Raw genomic sequence first — 18,557 nt, forward strand, 5'->3', positions numbered from 1 at the left:
AAAATAAAAAAACTCATGAGGATATCATGAGTTTTTTCGGTATAAATAATGTTTTGTTCTTTCAGTTAAGCATCGATATTTGCATACACTGCGTTTTTCTCGATAAACTCCCTTCTCGGCGGAACTTCATCTCCCATCAGCATAGAGAAAATTCTGTCTGCTTCGCTGGCGCTATCAATAGTTACCTGTCGCAAGGTTCTAAACTCAGGATTCATAGTGGTGTCCCACAACTGCTCCGCATTCATCTCTCCAAGACCTTTGTATCGCTGGATACCTGCGCTTCCGCCGTATTCTTCATTCAATCTATCGCGCTCCTTATCGTTCCAAGCATACGCTTTTTTATTTCCTTTTTTAACCAAATATAAAGGTGGAGTGGCAATATAAATATTGCCATTTTCCACTAATTCCCTCATATATCTAAAGAAGAAAGTAAGAATCAAAGTAGAAATGTGAGAACCATCGACATCCGCATCACACATAATTACAATTTTATGGTAACGAAGCTTCTCTACATTCAAGGCTTTGCTGTCTTCTTCCGTACCGATGGTTACACCCAAGGCGGTAAAGATATTCCTAATCTCTTCGTTCTCAAAAACCTTATGCTGCATGGCTTTCTCCACGTTCAGGATTTTACCTCTAAGCGGAAGTATTGCCTGAAAATTCCTATCACGACCTTGCTTCGCAGTTCCCCCTGCCGAATCTCCCTCGACTAAGAAAACTTCACATTTTTCAGGATCTTGCTCTGAACAATCGGATAGCTTTCCTGGAAGTCCGCCACCGCTCATTACCGTTTTACGCTGCACCATTTCACGAGCTTTTCTAGCCGCGTGACGTGCTTGCGCTGCCAAAATCACCTTTTGAACAATGGTTTTTGCATCATCTGGATGCTCTTCCAAATAAATTTCCAACATTTCAGAAACCGCCTGCGAAACTGCAGAAGTAACTTCCCTGTTACCCAACTTGGTTTTTGTTTGCCCTTCAAATTGAGGCTCGGCAACTTTTACAGAAACGATAGCTGTTAATCCTTCGCGGAAATCGTCTCCAGAAATATCAAACTTTAGTTTATCCAATAATCCGGAAGCATCTGCATATTTCTTCAAAGTAGTTGTTAGTCCTCTTCGGAAACCAGATAAATGCGTTCCTCCTTCATGTGTGTTAATATTATTTACGTACGAATGAAGATTTTCCGTAAAGGAGGTATTGTACACCATTGCTACCTCAACAGGAATTTCATTTTTCTCTCCTTCCATTGAAATAACATCCGCAATTAATGGCTCACGGTTTCCATCCAAAAAGCGGATAAATTCCTTAAGCCCTTCCTCGGAATGGAATTTTTCAAAAATGTCTTCTCCCTTTTCATCCTTATGACGTTTATCAGTAAGGGTAATAGTAATACCTTTATTAAGGAAAGCAAGTTCTCGCATACGACTTGCCAACGTATCGTAATTATATTCCAGTGTTTGCGTGAAAATAGTTGGATCTGGCTTAAACGTAACCAAAGTACCTCTAAGGTCAGTTTCGCCAACAGATTTTACAGGATAAAGCGTTTTTCCACGCTCGTACTCTTGCTCCCAAATGGTTCCATCGCGATACACCGTAGCTTTTAAGTTTTCGGAAAGTGCATTCACACAGGAAACACCTACACCGTGAAGTCCACCAGAAACTTTATAGGAATCTTTATCGAATTTACCCCCAGCACCAATTTTGGTCATTACCACTTCCAGTGCAGAAATCCCTTCTTTCTTATGAAGATCCACAGGAATACCACGACCGTTATCTTCAACTGTAATAGAATTATCTTCATTGATAACCACGCGAATAGTATCGCAATGCCCAGCTAACGCTTCATCAATAGAGTTGTCTACCACCTCATACACCAAGTGGTGCAATCCTCTCACACCAACATCACCAATATACATGGACGGACGCATACGTACGTGCTCCATCCCCTCCAGTGCCTGAATACTATCGGCTGAATAATTCTGCTTTTTAGCTTCTTCGCTCATATTTTTAAAATGAATTAAAGATTCCTTTTTAATTTTCCATTAACCGGACAATAAAAAAGAATCATAACTTAACAATATAACGTAATGCCAGTGCTAAGTTTATTTAAACATATATTTCTGTACCATATGTCCATAAAAAAATGCACTTTTAGGTGCATTTTTTGAACACCTACAAATATACGAAATTTAAGGGTGTTTTTAAAGCTTTTAACGCAAATAAGCTTTAAATTATCAACAATTGTTGATTACTTCAAAAAGCGCTTAAATCGCCTAAAAACCACTTTAAATTCAATTTTACCTAAATTTAACATTTCAACGAGATGCTGAAAAACCAAAAACCCCGCAGAAGCAGGGTTTTTGGTTCAAAATATAAATTAAATTGAAATATTATTTCTCATAAGCATCGGCATGCACTCTTGCTACTGCCCTACCGGATGGATCGTTCATGTTTTTAAAAGCTTCATCCCACTCCAATGCAATCTGCGTGCTACACGCTACGGAAGCCTCCTGTGGAACACAAAGCGCTGCAGCATCCGATGGAAAGTGCTCTTCAAAAATAGAACGGTAATAAAACTCTTCCTTTGAAGTTGGCGTTTGAATCGGGAACCTGAATTTAGCGTTCGCCAATTGTTCATCGCTCACTTCTTGATTCACCACTTCTTTCAAAGTGTCGATCCAACTGTAACCCACACCATCAGAAAACTGTTCTTTTTGTCTCCAAGCAACACTTTCCGGCAGGTAATCTTCAAAAGCTTTTCTTACCACCCACTTCTCCATGCGCTCGCCGTTTATCATTTTATCCTGAGGGTTGATACTCATCGCTACATCCATAAATTCTTTATCTAAAAACGGAACACGACCTTCAATTCCCCAAGCCGCCAACGATTTGTTAGCACGCAAACAATCGTACATATGAAGTTTGCTTAATTTCCTTACGGTTTCTTCATGGAATTCCTTTGCATTCGGAGCCTTGTGGAAATACAAATACCCACCAAATAGCTCATCGGCACCTTCACCAGACAACACCATCTTTATACCCATGGACTTGATTACCCTTGCCATTAAATACATAGGCGTGGAGGCTCTAATAGTGGTAATATCGTATGTTTCTAGGTTATAAACCACATCTTTTATGGCATCTAATCCTTCCTGAATTGTAAATTTAATCTCGTGATGCACTGTCCCAATATGATCAGCGACTTTTTGGGCAGCTGCTAAATCAGGAGAACCTTCCAAACCTACAGAGAAGGAGTGTAAACGCGGCCACCAAGCTTCCGAAGTATCATCGGATTCAATTCTTTTTTCAGCATATTTTTTGGCAATTGCCGAAGTTACCGAGGAATCCAAACCACCTGAAAGCAAAACTCCATAAGGCACGTCGGACATTAATTGTCTGTGTACGGCAGCCTCTAAAGCTTCTTTTATTTTCTGAATACTGGTTTCGTTTTCTTTAACCGCATCGTACTCCGTCCAATCACGAACGTACCATTTTTTAAATTCCCCATCGGAGCTATGCAAATAATGTCCAGGAGGAAATAATTGTATTTTAGTACAAACCCCTTCAAGAGCTTTCAATTCTGAAGCCACATAAAAAGTACCGTTTTTATCCCAACCAATATAAAGCGGGATTATTCCCATGTGGTCGCGAGCCACGAAGTATTCATCTTTTTCGACATCATAAATTGCGAATCCAAAGATTCCATTCATTTCATCTATAAAGTCAGGACCTTTCTCTTTATAAAGCGCCAAGATAACCTCACAGTCGGATTCCGTTCTGAACGTATACTTTCCTTCAAACTGCTTGCGTAAATCCCTGTGGTTGTAAATTTCACCATTGGCAGCTAAAATCAATTTTCCGTCTTCACTCAACAAAGGCTGTTTTCCAGAAGCTGGATCTACTATAGCCAAACGCTCGTGTGCCAAAATAGCTTTATCATCGCTATAAATACCGCTCCAGTCGGGACCACGATGACGCACCTTTTTAGACATTTCCAACAACTGAGGTCTTAAGTCCTCTGCTTTTTCTTTTAGATCAAATGCACAAACAATTCCACACATAATATATATCGTATTATTCTATTTCTAATTATTTATAAGGCAAATATGCATTGTTAGTTTCTATTTACAAACAAATACATCGATAAAGATTACATTTATAAACTAAAAATGAGTAATAAGATTCAGAAATAAACCTTTATCATAATTTTAATAGTATTTCTTTTTAAAATTGTAAGTTCTAGTTATATTTTTATACAAACATAAACACTAAAACAAATTAAATACATCATGAAAAAATCTATTATTGCTATGATTTTCATAGCAGCTTTCACATTCTCAACACAAGTTGAAGCCCAAAAATTTAGCGGATTAGACAAAAGCCCTGCTGATATTGTATATTTCAAACCTGAAAAAAATGCACCACCGATGATGAAAGTCATCTACAGCAGACCTCAATTAAAAGGCAGAACGGTAGGTACCGACTTAGCTCCTTACGGAAGTGTTTGGAGAACGGGAGCTAATGAAGCCACTGAAATTAAATTTTACCAAGACGTTTCCCTTGGCGGAAAACCAATTCCCGCTGGAACATACAGTTTGTTCACCATTCCTGGAAAAGATAAATGGACGGTAATTATCAACAAAGATGTGGATGTTTGGGGTGCTTATTCTTACAACGAAGGAAACGATGTAGCGCGTATTGAAGTACCTGCCGGAAGTGGAAACAAATCTCTAGAGGCATTTTCAATAGCTTTCGAACCGATGGATGATGGAGCGAAAATGATTATGGGATGGGATAAACTTCGTGTAGAAGTGCCAATTACAAAAAGCATGTAATTTCACATATATTTATAAAGACAAACGAGGGGCTGAATTACCAGCCCCTCGTTTTTTCTTTTATTCTTTCAAAGTTTCAATCACTTCTTTATTTACTTTCCTTACTTTTTCAACATTCATTTTATCCACTTTCCTTTCGTAAGTCATAAATCCATTCACTTCCCCTTCCACATCGGTCGTTTGGGTGTAGATAGCTGCGGAAAATCCGGCTTTTACCAATTTCTTTAATTCCTCGGCATATTTAATATACTCTGCAGTAGTTTCTTTGGAATTTTTGAACTTGATATATCCCCAATTATTATCCGGTTTCCATAAATGTCCCTCTAGTGGGAGTCCGATACCGCCATACTCGCCAAGAACTGTTACCCGCTGGGCATCGTACAAATACAACTGCGGACCTGGATAGTTATGCAAATCCAATATATCGCCTGTTTGAAAATGGTTCCCCCCACTGGCGGAATTCACCAATCTTGAAGAATCATAATTTTTGGTCCATTCTGTGATTTCAACCGTTTTAAATTGTCCCCAACCTTCGTTAAAAGGGACCCAAACCACAATACTCGGATAAGAATACAGATAATCCATGATATCTTTCCATTCCTTTCGATAGATTGCTTCGGATTTAGGACTTCTTTTCAATTCGGTTCCATCGAAATACTTTCGGTTTTGCCAAATTGGCTGTTCATCTCCGTTGGGCATATCTTGCCAAACCAACATTCCCAGTCGATCGCAATGTGTATACCATCTGGCGGGCTCAACTTTTACATGTTTACGGATCATATTAAAACCTAGTTCTTTTGTTTTGACAATATCATATTTTAAGGCTTCATCTGTTGGCGCAGTGTAGAGCCCGTCTGGCCACCAACCTTGGTCTAAAGGTCCAAATTGAAAGTAATCTTGATTATTCAACTGCATTCTAACGATTCCATTTTTATCTCTCTTTTTAGAAATCTTACGCATAGCAAAATAACTATTAACCTCATCGACCTGTTCTCCCTCGGAAAGGAGCCTAACTTTAACGTTGTATAAAAATGGATTTTCAGGCGACCACAACTTTTGATCTTTCAAGTGAACCTGCAACGCTTCATCTGCTCGAGTTTTTGACACCGAAATAACTTTTTCTCCATCCATTACCGAAACCTCAACTACATCTCCGTAAGAGGTGTTGTCAGTTTCAGCTAGAATTGACACCGAACTCGCATCAATATCTGGGGTTATTCTTAAATTCTCAATGTATTTTTCTGAAACCGGCTCTAACCAAACCGTTTGCCAAATTCCTGTTACTGGGGTGTACCAAATTCCTTTAGGCTCTTCTACCTGCTTTCCTCTTGGTTGAGGCCCATCATTGGTTGGGTCCCATACTTTCACCACAAGATTTTGATCTTCCGAAGTTAAAAAAGGTGTAATATCAAATGAAAAAGGTGTATAACCGCCGGTGTGAGAGCCAATTTTTATATCATTCAACCAAACTTCGGCTTTCCAATCTACAGCCCCAAAATGTAATAACACACGCTTCCCCTCCCATCTTTTTGGGATTATGAATGCTTTGTTATACCAAACTACCTTTTCTGCCCCTACATCTTTCATTACGCCAGAAAGACTGGATTCCACAGGAAAGGGCACCAGTATTTTTTCTTTAAACTGTTGTGGAGCATCGGCATTTTTTTCTTGTATGGAAAAATCCCACAATCCATTTAAATTTTTCCATTCTTTCCGTTCCATTATGGGTCTTGGATATTCGCCCAAAACATTATTCACATCAATTTTTTCCGCCCATTTTGTTTTAAGTTTATCTCCGGCAGGCTTCCAGCTTTGAGCCACACTGGTTAAAGAAAAAAATAAAACAGCCCAAAGAAACGGGCCTCTCTTTTTAAAGTAATAGTGAAGTTTCATAAAATGTATTTAAGTTGGTTTGGTGTTTTTCTGATTCTTCTCGCAGTAAAATTTCTTTTTAAAATGGATTCCGCAAAAAGTTTTAACTACTAATTTATAAAGCAATATACATTTTAAAACAGAGAAATGCGATTCTTAAAAGTGAAAAAGACTTTTAAAACCTATGCTTAAATTTCAGTAGTAATTAAAACAAACCTCCATTTTTAGCTTAAAAAGAAAGTAAGAAATTGCTAAAAGAAATATTCGCTTAAAAACGAAATCCACTTCAGAACTTGGCAACCCAAGATTCTATGAAGTGGAAATAAATATTTTAGATAAGCTACCTATCAATCAATAGGCCTGCGCACCAAGGGCATTTTAAAAGTGAAAGTAGTTTGCAAGTCGTTTGATTTAACATTAACAACTCCGTTATGGGCTTTGGCAATTTCTGAAACAATGTATAGGCCCAGTCCTAAGCCGCTTTCGTTTTTAGGTGTATGCTCTTTATAATAAGGCTTGAAAAGGTTATTAATCCTTTCTTCTGGTATTTTCTTTCCACCATTAATAACGGAAATAACAAAATTTCTATTCTCAATATACACGTCTACCTGCAATGGCTTCTTTCGACTACCGTGTTTTAAGGCATTCCCCAAGAGATTGGATAAAAGTTGTGCGATACGGTGCGGATCGCAAAGCACATCTTCTTTAATTCTTATATTTTCAATAACTTCTCTGGAGGGGTCCAGTGCACGGGCTTCTGCCACTACTTGCTTCAACTCTTTCAGCAGTTCCTTTTTATTGCGTTCGAGCTTCAGTTTAATTCCATCTCCCAAATGCCCTTTAGCAAAATCCAATAAATTATCGATGAGTTCCTGCATGCGATAAGAAGAAGATTTTATCATCTCCAACTGTCTCAAAACTGGTGCTGGAAGGTCGGTTTTCAGAAGTATATCAGCAGACATTCTTGCGGTTCCAACGGGATTTCTCAAATCGTGGCCTAGAACCGCAATAAAGGTTTCGCGTAGTTCTGCAATTTTACGCTCTTCCCTCAATTGTAGGGTTGTTGCTTTTAAATCGTCTGTCATTTCAAGATGTAACGAAATTAATTCCGCATACATTTTGAACATATCTAAAATTTCCGGACTCTTGAGTTTTACCGGTTTTGGATCTAAAGCGAATAGAGTTCCGAAAAAATCCTTGTTTTTGCGATAAATAGGGACCGCAATATAGCTTTGGTAACCATACAAAGGCGGACTAGGATGTGATGAATAGTACAAATCCTGATTTGCATCTTCTATCACCACTTTTTGTCCGTGCTGACGAATTTCATTGCAAATGGTGTTGTTCACCTCCAATTGATCGCCAGATTTTAATTTGAAATTAATATTATCCCGCGATGTACACGTTACCCACTCTTTTTCGGTAACCCGTGATACAGCGGCAAACCCCATACCTGTGGTTTTGCAAATCACATTTAAAATGGATGGGACAATTTTTATGTCCTGAATGGATTCCACATCCATTTGTACATCAAAGTCTAATTCTTGATACATAAATTCTTTCTCGATGGTTAGGTAAAAAGGTTTTTCAGCGTATTGTAAAGATACTATATTCACTTCGGTAAGCACGTACCAACCCTCAACATTTAACCATCTGTGTTAGTAATATTTGCTATTGTGTTATTTATAGCATATCTAACCAATAGATTATACGTTTATTTTACAAACCATTCCTTCCCGACACCAATTTTTAAAGGCACCTTATTTAAAAATTATTAGTACTTTAGACTACTATTTCAACAACCACTTAATATTCATGATTAGCATACAAGTTCAGTCTTTACCCATAGATGAAGTTATTCAAGATATTGCAAGCGCGTTGGACGCTGATTATAAAGTTATTTGCGACGAGTATATCTTGGAAATACCAGAAAAACATGGATCTGGTAAAATAAAAGGCATTAATTTCAATAGAGGACTTGGACTTATTCAATACAACTGTACTTTTAAAGAAGATATTGAAATTCAATTTGTGGTAGACGATGTACATCCTGTGAAATTTATTTTTTGTCTGAAAGGAGATTTTTACCATCGTTTTGAAAATTCCGAAGAAGAAAACCACATTTCTCAATTTCAGAATGCTATTGTAGCTAGTCAAAATAGTTTTGGCCATATTTTTAGGGTAAAAGCGAATACGGAAGTGTGCATTAACAGCGTAGAAGTCATCCGGGCTTTATTTGAAGAAAGATTGAGATGCGACATGGACGATCTCGATGAAAATCTTTTGAAACTGTTTAAAGATAAAACCGGTAACGACTCTTTCTACTACGAAGGTTTTTACAGCTTAATTATAGCAAACACCTTAAAAAATATTAATAATTACGCCGAGGAAAGGTTTCTACGGAATTTATTTCTGGAAGGAAAAACATATTTGGTACTAGCTCAACAAATCCTACAATACAAAGACGACAAAGAAAACGGCGACCAGAAAAAATTGATACGCCAAAGTGAAATTAAGCTTATAGAAAAAGCTGCCAATCATATACATCATAGCCTCAGCAATTTAGGCACCATTACCGAAATTGCCGCTCAAGTAGGAGTCAACCCCAATAAATTACAAATGGGATTTCAAGAACTTTACGGCGAAACCGTAAACGATTTTATAAAAAGAATTCGCTTGAATACCGCTACAACATTACTCACGGAAACCGATTATTCCATGTTGGAAATTCAAGACAGGATAGGGATTTCCAGTAAAAGTTATTTCTCTAAAATTTTCAAAGACCACTACGGAATTTCTCCTTCCAAATTTAGGCAAGACAACAAAGAAGCGCTTAGAAAACGAAAGGATAAATAAAGGCTGGACAAAAGATAGATTCCCAGATGTTTTGTACCTTTGCACCCACAAAGAAGAGGACGCTTTGAAATGTTTTCCAGACTTTTGCGTCTAAAGAAAGAACAACGAATAAGAGCATATGAAATTAGCACTCATTAGCATTGTATTATTAGGATTAGCATTTGCCGGAATCGCCATAAAAATTTGGGGTAAAAAAGACGGTAAGTTCGCTGGAACCTGCGCCAGCCAGTCGCCTTTTTTAAACAAAGAAGGAGAAGCTTGTAGTTTCTGCGGAAAATTACCGGAAGAACAAGACTGCAAAGCAGAAGCAAAACAAAACTAAATTCGCTTTAAAATAAATTTATAATGAATGGCTGATATCATAACTAGCCATTTATTAACCCACTTATTACTGAAAACGTTGCCGTATTGCAAATTTCTGAACAGACCATTAAAGAACATATAAAAAACGCCAAGGAAGGCGATCAAAAATCGTTTAGTTTTTTACTGAACAGTTTCTGGATTGATGTCTACAGTTTTCAGCTTTTAAGAACGCGTAATGAAAATGACGCGGAAGATATCACCATAAGGACTTTCTCCAGGGCTTTCGACAAAATTGACAGCTACAACGATGATTATGAATTTAAAACGTGGCTCATCACGATTTCCAAGAATATTCATATTGATTTAGTCCGAAAAAAGAAATCGGAAATTAACCACAAAACGCTTCAACAAGAGGATAACAATATTTACAATCTGGCAGACGACAGCCCTTCCGCAGAAGATAATTTGATTAAAGAACAAAATCTTGCAAGTTTACTTCAGCATATAAAAAAATTGAAGCCACATTATCAAAAAGTGATCAACCTACGGTTTTTCCAAGAATTATCTTATGCAGAAATCGCCAAAGAGCTTGACGAACCCTTAAACAACGTTAAAGTTAAAATTTTACGGGCAAAAAAATTGTTGGCAGAAATTATTCATCAGAAATAAAACTGTAAACTTTTTCTGCTCCCTACTCCCACTTTACCCAACATCATTTCTTTTGCAATTAGATTTGCTAAAAAAATCCTTAATTTCACGAGTTGAAAAATTAACTTCAACCAAAACCAACGTGATTAAGTTTCTTAAAAAATTAGGTCCCGGACTTCTATTTGCGGGAGCCGCCATTGGCGTGTCCCATTTAGTTCAATCTACCAGAGCCGGAGCCGATTATGGTTTTAGCTTACTTTGGGCGCTGTTACTCGCGCATCTTTTCAAATATCCCTTTTTTCAATATGCGCCGCGGTATGCTATGGCTACCGGCGAAAGCTTATTGGACGGTTATAAAAAATTGGGAAAAGGTGTTTTATACGCTTATTTTTTACTAAACCTAACTACCATGTTCACAATACAAACCGCAGTAACCATTGTTACCGCAGGTTTGGCTTCGAATCTTTTTGGCATTACGGCCAATCCTATTACATGGAGCGTTATTGTTACCATTTGCTGCTTGTTAATTTTACTAATCGGAAAGTACAAGCTTTTGGATAATTTGATGAAAATCATAATCTGTACGCTTACGCTGTGTACCGTAGTTGCTATTCTAATGGCATTTTCATCTTCAGAAAAATCAATAAATCTTACGCAAACATTCCCAACGGATATTGGCGGGATTGCCTTCATTATTGCCTTCATGGGTTGGATGCCAGCACCTTTAGATATTTCTGTTTGGCATTCCCTTTGGGCTCTTGAAAAAAAGAAAGGTCAAAAGTCCTACAAAACAAAAAGAGCCATTACCGATTTTAATATTGGCTACCTCAGCACCATTATTTTAGGTGTTTTCTTTTTAAGCTTGGGCGCTTTGGTTATGTACCAATCCAATGAAGATTTTAACAACGGTGCTACCCAATTTGCATTTCAGTTTATAAACATGTACACAGAAACGCTTGGCAGCAACACCTATTACGTCATCGCGATAGCGGCATTTACGGCTATGTTTAGCACTACGCTTACCACTTTAGATGCTTCGCCAAGGGCAATGGCTGCCTGCACATCTTTAATTTTAAAAAAGAAGAATCGAAACTATTATCCCTATTGGATCATAAGTTTAGCCATCGGGACTATATGTATTTTGTTTTTCTTACTATCCGAAATGAAACTGCTTATCGATATCGCCACTATTTTATCTTTCATTACAGCTCCGTTTTATGCCATCATAAATTATAAATTGGTTACCTCGAAACACATGCCAAACAAATGGAAACCTAGCACCTGCATGCATATTTTGAGCTGGATGGGAATTCTATTTTTAATAGGGTTTACACTTTGGTATTTAGCAACTATTCTCTGATTTTAAAGCCTTTAATACTTCATCCCGTTTAACGTAATTTTCAGACATAACTTTGTATCTTTGTACCCTAATATTTAATTATGAGTATAGATACTGCCAGCAGCATTGCCCCTCCTAAAAAAGGAAAGCCAAAATGGCTACGGGTAAAACTGCCGACCGGAAAAAAATATACAGAATTAAGAGGGTTAGTAGATAAATACAACCTGCATACCATTTGTACTTCTGGTAGTTGTCCAAACATGGGCGAATGCTGGGGGGAAGGTACCGCCACTTTTATGATTTTAGGGAATGTTTGTACCCGATCTTGTGGATTTTGCGGAGTTAAAACCGGAAGACCGGAGACGGTAGACTGGGAAGAGCCTGAAAAAGTTGCGCGCTCCATTAAAATTATGGGCATAAAACATGCGGTTATCACCTCTGTAGATCGTGATGATTTAAAAGATATGGGGTCTATCATTTGGGCAGAAACTGTGAAAGCTATTCGCAGAATGAACCCAAACACCACCCTGGAAACACTCATTCCAGATTTTCAAGGAATCGAAAGACATTTAGATAGAATCGTTACCGTTTCTCCTGAAGTAGTTTCCCACAACATGGAAACAGTTAGAAGGTTAACCCGCGAAGTGCGCATTCAAGCAAAATATGACCGTAGCCTTGCTGTTTTAAAATATCTAAAAGACCAAGGCATTAAACGTACAAAATCTGGTATCATGCTAGGTTTAGGTGAAAAAGAAGAAGAAGTCATAGAAACCTTGCACGACCTTAGAGATGCCAATGTAGATGTTGTTACCATTGGTCAATACCTGCAACCTTCAAAAAAACACTTGCCCGTAAAACAGTTTATAACACCAGATCAGTTTAAAAAATATGAAGAAATAGGGCTGGATTTAGGATTTAGACATGTAGAAAGTGGCGCTTTGGTGAGATCATCTTATAAAGCGCACAAGCATATTGAGTGATTTTTCAATTTTTAGTATTGCTAGAGTTGCTATTTTATAAATAGCTTCCTAAATGTTTTAGACAAAGCATCATTACAGATAATTATTTTAAAAGTTTTTGCATTGTTCAAGTTTGCTTTGGCCTATCTAGAAAAATATTGAAAATCAAGGAAGCAGCAGGGGATAAATGATAAAAATCTGTTTGAGACCGACCGTAAGGAAGGGCGAGTTATTTTTATCAGTGGCTGGGGATTCCGTAGTATTTTCTCATATTTTTATAGCAAGCCTAGATTTTTTTGGTTCGTTTTTTTATCGATGAAAAAAATGAACAAATAATATTTTAAGACTCGATTGTTATTTTATATTGAATGTTTTGGAAAAAACCCGCATTGCCATTAATGGATTCGGTAGAATTGGCCGAACTGTTTTCCGTCTTTTGTTAGAAAACCCCGAAATTGAAGTGGTTGCCATAAATGATTTGGCGGACACTAGAACTTTAAGTCATTTATTAAAGTATGACAGTATTCACGGTGTTTTATCTAAGGAAGTAACCTTTGATGATAAACACATCATTGTTGAAGGTAAAAAATTCCAGCTTTTAAATTGCGCTACTATCGAAGCAATTAATTGGAAAGAGTTGGAAGTTGATATTGTTATTGAAGCCACTGGAAAATTTAAAAAACGTGAGCAATTGCAACATCACATTTTGGGCGGCGCAAAAAAGGTAATACTATCGGTTCCCCCAGTGGATGAATCCATTAAAATGGTTGTTTTAGGTGTGAACGAGCATATTTTAGATGGTTCGGAAACTATTATTTCCAATGCTTCCTGCACCACCAACAATGCAGCACCCATGATTAAGGTTATAAACGAACTGTGCGGTATTGAACAAGCATACATAACGACCGTTCATTCTTACACATCAGATCAAAGTCTGCATGACCAACCCCATCGTGACCTAAGAAGGGCTCGCGCCGCTAGTCAGTCGATTGTGCCCACTACTACCGGTGCTGCAAAAGCCTTAACAAGTATTTTTCCGTCGCTTAGTGATGTTATTGGCGGCTGTGGAATTCGTGTTCCTGTTCCGGATGGTTCCTTGACGGATATTACTTTCAACGTTAAAAAAGAAACTTCAATTGAAGCCGTGAATGAGGCTTTTAAAAAAGCTTCCGAAGGAAAATTAAAGAATATTCTTTCTTATACTGAAGATCCTATTGTTTCCGTGGATATTATAAACAATCCCTATTCCTGTACTTTCGATGCTCAAATGACCTCCGTAATCGGTAAAATGGTAAAAATAATCGGTTGGTACGACAATGAATATGGATATAGTAACCGGGTTGTCGAATTAATTCAGCTTATTAAATAGAAATAATTATATTTACAGCATAGCATTTATTTAAATATGCGCTGTGTTGTCCTCATAATCTTCTTAACCTTGCTCCCTATTTCCATAGGGGCCCAGCTAAACACTGCCTTTAAAGACAGTATTGAGGCTATTACTCAACGAGTTTACAAACACAAAAACAACGGTAATTACGAACTTGCTCTATCGGAAATTGAAAAAGGACTTCAAATTGCCAATTCTATAAATGCATATGAATCTATTGTAGATTTTTACAATCTTTCAGCAAGATTAAATCTTAAATACAACAAACCGGTAAACCCAGAAATTTACTTACATGAAGCTCGGGAAGTACTAAGTCTTTACAAATACAACAAAGGAAAAGCCTTAACCGCTATTTTAGAGGGGTATTTAAAAGCAAAAAGCAGGCAACCCAATCAAGCTGAAGCATTTGTGAAAGAAGCTTTTGAATCAGCAGATTACAAAGACAAGAGCTTATTGAACACGCTTTTGTATTATCAAGGGTTAATTTATTTTGAGTTAGGACAAAATGGAAGAGCCAAGTCTATCTTTCAAAAGATGATTCCACCGGATCATGACTACGAACAGGAATACCTTTCTGCCGCAACACAGCTTACACTGGCAAAGATTTATGTAAATGGCAACAATCTTGAAAGCGCTCAAATTCTATTGGACAATATTATTAGAATTGCTGCCCGACATAAATTTCCAGAAATCCTTCTTGGCACGAATTTACTGAGATATGAAATTGCCAACAGAAGTAAAGATTACCACGCTGCCCTATTATATTATAGAAAAGCCGATAGTATTAAACAAAAATACTTCAATCCAGACATTTTAAGGTCGCAAAATGAAGCTGCGTACACCAACGAAGCTAAATTCCTTAACAATGTTATCGCCCGAATGAGCCAAGACGAAATTGAGCAACAACAAAAAGTAAATGTTTCTAAGCTTACTTCTGTTTTAAGCTCGGCGCTTCTTATCATTATTTCGTTGCTAACTATTTCTTTATACAGAAACAACCAAATAAAGTTTAAAACAAACGATCTTTTATTAAAGAAGAACAGCGAACTACAGTTAGCAAAAGATAAAGCAGAAAAAGCGATGCGTGCCAAAGGTCAGTTCCTTTCCACGGTTAGTCACGAACTGCGAACACCCCTTTATGCGGTTACTGGATTAACGCATTTGTTACTTGAAGAAGATCCGAAAGAGAGTCAAAAAGAGCATTTAAAATCGCTTAAATTTTCAGGGGAGTACTTATTGGATTTCATAAACGATATTCTTCAAATAAATAAAATCGACGCCAATAAACTTATTGCTGAAAATATAATTTTTGATCTTCAGAAAACATTGGAAGATGTGGTGTATTCGTTAAAACAAACGGCGAAGGAAAATAGGAATACCATCATTTTGGATATTGATAAAAATACGCCTAAAAAATTGGTGGGAGACCCATTAAAGTTGTCGCAAATCCTTATCAACTTAGTAGGAAATGCTTTGAAATTCACAGAAAATGGAAAAGTTATTGTCCACACCAAGTTATTAAGCGCTACAGAAGACACCTATAAGATTCATTTTGAAGTAAACGACGAAGGAATAGGAATTTCTGAAGAAATGCAGAAGAATATTTTTGAAAGTTTCTCGCAAGGATCCATCCAAATCAACAGAAAATATGGAGGAACAGGTCTCGGACTTACCATCGTAAAAAGCCTTTTAAGTTTATTCAATAGTGATATTCAGGTGAAAAGTGAAATAGGAATGGGAAGTTCCTTCTTTTTCGACCTCGAATTTAAAGCTCCAGATCCAGCAGAAATAGAACTGGAAGAGGCAGAGGAAATAGAAGAGGCTGTATTAAAAGACCTTTATTTTCTAGTAGTTGAAGATAATAAAATCAACCAAGTGATTACCAAGAAAATGTTAGCCAAAAAAGGTGTTAATGCTGATGTTGCCGACAATGGTTATGAAGCGATTGAGTTAGCTAAGAAAAACAATTACGACCTTATTTTAATGGATATTCATATGCCTGGAATAAGTGGATTAAAGGCTACGGAAGAAATAAGAACCTTTAATGCAACCATCCCGATAATTGCATTGACTGCTTTGACGCTAGATGAAAGCACTGACGATTTCTTTAGCTCTGGCTGCAACGATATTATCACAAAGCCATTCAAACCAGATTTATTCTATAAAATAATTGGGAACGCACTGGCAAAAGCTAGCAGCAGGGTTTAATCAGCCGTGGTTTTGAACAAAATTCAGAATGGCAGCATCAAAGGCTTCCTTACCATCCAAAAAAGTGGTCTTAATAGGAAGATAAACTACATTATTCAATTCGGGAGCTAAGCGAACATAGTCTTTTTCGGTAGTTACAATCAACTCTTTCTTCTTTAAAGTATCGATTTCACGGGCAGAAAATTTGTGATGATCCCTGTATTTTAAATGTTCAAACTGCAACCCTTGTCCTTTTAAATAAGACAGAAATGGCGCGGGATTGGCAATACCTGTTACCACAGTAAAATTTTTGTCTTTTATGGCTGCTAAGGAAAGTTGGCTTTGGGAACCCAAAAATTCCTTTTGATAGGCGATTGTTGAAAAGAAAACTTGTTGTCCAGCTCGTAACCTCAATTTCCTCTTGATTTCCTGCTTTTCGATTTCTTCCAAGTCAATAGGGCATTTGGTCACCACAATTATCGCTGCTCTTCTGGCTTGAGATTTAAGATCTCGCAAATTTCCAGCGGGCAACAACAGGTCGTCCACATACAAATCGCCGTACATAGTGAGAAGAATATTGAGTCCTGCGGTTACTTTTCGATGCTGAAAGGCATCATCTAAAATAACCACATCTGGATTTAACGTTTGTTGAAGTTCAGAAATTCCATGTTGCCGATTTTCATCAACCGCTACTGTTACACCTTTCAATTTTTGAAAATACTGAAAAGGTTCATCCCCTATAATTTCAACGGTGGTATCTTCAGAAGCCAATACAAAACCCTTGGAAGAACGTTTATAACCTCTACTTAAAATAGCTGTTTTGTAAGAAACGTTTAAAAGTTTAGCAACATATTCCGTCATAGGCGTTTTTCCTGTACCGCCCACACTTAAATTCCCAATACAGATTACAGGAAAATTATAACGTACCGATTTAAGAACCTGTACATCAAATAAATAATTACGTACCAATATGATTGCTCCGTAAATCCATGAAAACGGTAAAAGCAATTTTCTCCAACTTCCCATGAAGGCGAAATTAGAATATTTTATCTTTGAAAAAAAATGATTGTATGCTTATTCAAGATGTAATAAATGCCATAGAGGAAATTGCTCCCCTGCCCTATGCAGAAGATTTTGACAATGTAGGCCTTTTAGTTGGCGATAAATCGGAAAATGTAACCGGAGTCTTGGTTTGTCTTGACACTTTAGAAGCGGTGGTAGACGAGGCGATTGAAAAAAACTGCAACCTTATTGTAAGTTTTCATCCTATCATTTTTAGCGGACTCAAGAAAATCACGGGTAAGAACTATGTGGAACGTGTGGTTTTAAAAGCTATAAAGAACAATATTGCGATTTATGCTACTCATACAGCTCTGGATAATAGCATTGTTGGAGTAAATGATAGAATCTGCGATGTACTGGGACTTCAGAATAAAAAAATACTTATCCCTCAGAAAAGCACCATTAAAAAGTTAGTCACTTTTGTGCCTACCAAAAATGCAGACACCTTGCGGGAAGCTTTGTTTAATGCAGGTGCAGGCTCTATTGGCAATTACGACCATTGCAGTTTTAATGTTACTGGAAAAGGCAGTTTTAAAGGCAACGAAGCTTCCAATCCGGTTGTTGGGAAAAAAGGAGTAACACATTTTGAAGAGGAAACACAAATTGGAGTAACCTTTGCCAAACATTTAGAAAGTAAAATCCTGAAAGCGTTATTCAAAAATCATCCATATGAAGAGGTTGCTTATGAAATTACCACTTTGGAAAATACCAACCAACATATTGGTATTGGGATGGTTGGAGAACTAGAAACGGCGGTAAATCCCACAGAATTTCTTACATTCGTAAAAGAACGGATGCAAACCGGTTGTGTGAGACACTCAGAAATCATTGACAAAAAGGTGAAAAAAATAGCCGTATTGGGGGGCAGTGGCGCGTTTGCCATTCCCAACGCTATCGCCGCTGGCGCCGACGTTTATATAACAGGAGATGTAAAGTATCATGATTTTTATAAAGCTGAAAACAAGATTATTATAGCCGATATTGGTCATTATGAAACTGAACAGTTCACAAAAAATCTTTTAGTTGAGTTTCTTACAAAAAAATTCACTAATTTTGCAGTCGTTTTATCAGTTTGTAATACAAATCCCGTCAAGTATTTATAA

At 37.3% G+C, this 18,557-nt stretch carries 14 protein-coding genes; 9 read left to right on the forward strand and 5 right to left on the reverse strand.

The window, feature by feature from the left end; all coding sequences use genetic code 11:
- Window positions 1–65 precede the first annotated feature (65 nt).
- Both gyrB and asnB read right to left on the reverse strand, forming a co-directional pair.
- Window positions 66–2,006, reverse strand: coding sequence for a DNA topoisomerase (ATP-hydrolyzing) subunit B (gene gyrB, locus NDQ75_RS01170; RefSeq protein ID WP_202028938.1), 1,941 nt, complete (start codon window positions 2,004–2,006; stop codon window positions 66–68).
- Between the two features lie 387 nt (window positions 2,007–2,393).
- Window positions 2,394–4,064, reverse strand: coding sequence for an asparagine synthase B (asnB, locus tag NDQ75_RS01175; protein WP_202028939.1), 1,671 nt, complete (start codon window positions 4,062–4,064; stop codon window positions 2,394–2,396).
- Between the two features lie 228 nt (window positions 4,065–4,292).
- Here asnB and NDQ75_RS01180 point away from each other — a divergent pair, with 228 nt between their 5' ends.
- Window positions 4,293–4,838 carry a DUF2911 domain-containing protein gene (locus NDQ75_RS01180; RefSeq protein ID WP_202028940.1) on the forward strand — a complete coding sequence of 182 codons (546 nt, stop codon included), beginning with the start codon at window positions 4,293–4,295 and terminating at the stop codon, window positions 4,836–4,838.
- Between the two features lie 60 nt (window positions 4,839–4,898).
- Here the strand turns inward: NDQ75_RS01180 and NDQ75_RS01185 are convergent, their stop codons facing one another.
- Window positions 4,899–6,731, reverse strand: coding sequence for a glycoside hydrolase family 2 protein (locus NDQ75_RS01185; protein ID WP_202028941.1), 1,833 nt, complete (start codon window positions 6,729–6,731; stop codon window positions 4,899–4,901).
- A 326-nt stretch (window positions 6,732–7,057) separates the two neighbouring features.
- Window positions 7,058–8,326, reverse strand: coding sequence for a GAF domain-containing sensor histidine kinase (locus NDQ75_RS01190; RefSeq protein ID WP_202028942.1), 1,269 nt, complete (start codon window positions 8,324–8,326; stop codon window positions 7,058–7,060).
- Between the two features lie 199 nt (window positions 8,327–8,525).
- Between NDQ75_RS01190 and NDQ75_RS01195 the strand changes: the two genes are divergently transcribed.
- The 7 genes from NDQ75_RS01195 (at window position 8,526) to NDQ75_RS01225 (ending at window position 16,413) form a co-directional block, all read left to right on the forward strand.
- Window positions 8,526–9,566: a helix-turn-helix transcriptional regulator gene (locus NDQ75_RS01195; RefSeq protein WP_202028943.1), complete on the forward strand. Its 1,041-nt coding sequence runs from the start codon at window positions 8,526–8,528 to the stop codon at window positions 9,564–9,566.
- A gap of 118 nt (window positions 9,567–9,684) precedes the next feature.
- Complete coding sequence (locus NDQ75_RS01200; protein WP_202028944.1) at window positions 9,685–9,888, forward strand: membrane or secreted protein; 204 nt, start codon at window positions 9,685–9,687, stop codon at window positions 9,886–9,888.
- 86 nt (window positions 9,889–9,974) lie between these two features.
- On the forward strand, window positions 9,975–10,538 hold the full coding sequence (locus NDQ75_RS01205; protein ID WP_202028945.1) for an RNA polymerase sigma factor: 564 nt from the start codon (window positions 9,975–9,977) through the stop codon (window positions 10,536–10,538).
- Window positions 10,539–10,659: 121 nt separating this feature from the next.
- Window positions 10,660–11,877, forward strand: coding sequence for an Nramp family divalent metal transporter (locus NDQ75_RS01210; RefSeq protein ID WP_251762009.1), 1,218 nt, complete (start codon window positions 10,660–10,662; stop codon window positions 11,875–11,877).
- 80 nt (window positions 11,878–11,957) lie between these two features.
- Window positions 11,958–12,836, forward strand: coding sequence for a lipoyl synthase (gene lipA, locus NDQ75_RS01215; RefSeq protein WP_202028946.1), 879 nt, complete (start codon window positions 11,958–11,960; stop codon window positions 12,834–12,836).
- Window positions 12,837–13,188: 352 nt separating this feature from the next.
- Window positions 13,189–14,184 carry a type I glyceraldehyde-3-phosphate dehydrogenase gene (gene gap / locus NDQ75_RS01220; protein ID WP_202028947.1) on the forward strand — a complete coding sequence of 332 codons (996 nt, stop codon included), beginning with the start codon at window positions 13,189–13,191 and terminating at the stop codon, window positions 14,182–14,184.
- Between the two features lie 36 nt (window positions 14,185–14,220).
- Window positions 14,221–16,413 carry a tetratricopeptide repeat-containing hybrid sensor histidine kinase/response regulator gene (locus NDQ75_RS01225; RefSeq protein ID WP_202028948.1) on the forward strand — a complete coding sequence of 731 codons (2,193 nt, stop codon included), beginning with the start codon at window positions 14,221–14,223 and terminating at the stop codon, window positions 16,411–16,413.
- Here NDQ75_RS01225 and lpxK read toward each other — a convergent pair whose 3' ends face one another.
- A complete protein-coding gene (lpxK, locus tag NDQ75_RS01230; RefSeq protein ID WP_202028949.1) occupies window positions 16,414–17,418 on the reverse strand; it encodes a tetraacyldisaccharide 4'-kinase in 1,005 nt (334 codons plus the stop codon).
- A gap of 44 nt (window positions 17,419–17,462) precedes the next feature.
- Between lpxK and NDQ75_RS01235 the strand changes: the two genes are divergently transcribed.
- Window positions 17,463–18,557 carry a Nif3-like dinuclear metal center hexameric protein gene (locus tag NDQ75_RS01235; protein ID WP_202028950.1) on the forward strand — a complete coding sequence of 365 codons (1,095 nt, stop codon included), beginning with the start codon at window positions 17,463–17,465 and terminating at the stop codon, window positions 18,555–18,557.

The organism is Galbibacter mesophilus (assembly GCF_023721415.1).
Taxonomy (GTDB): Bacteria; Bacteroidota; Bacteroidia; order Flavobacteriales; family Flavobacteriaceae; genus Galbibacter; species Galbibacter mesophilus.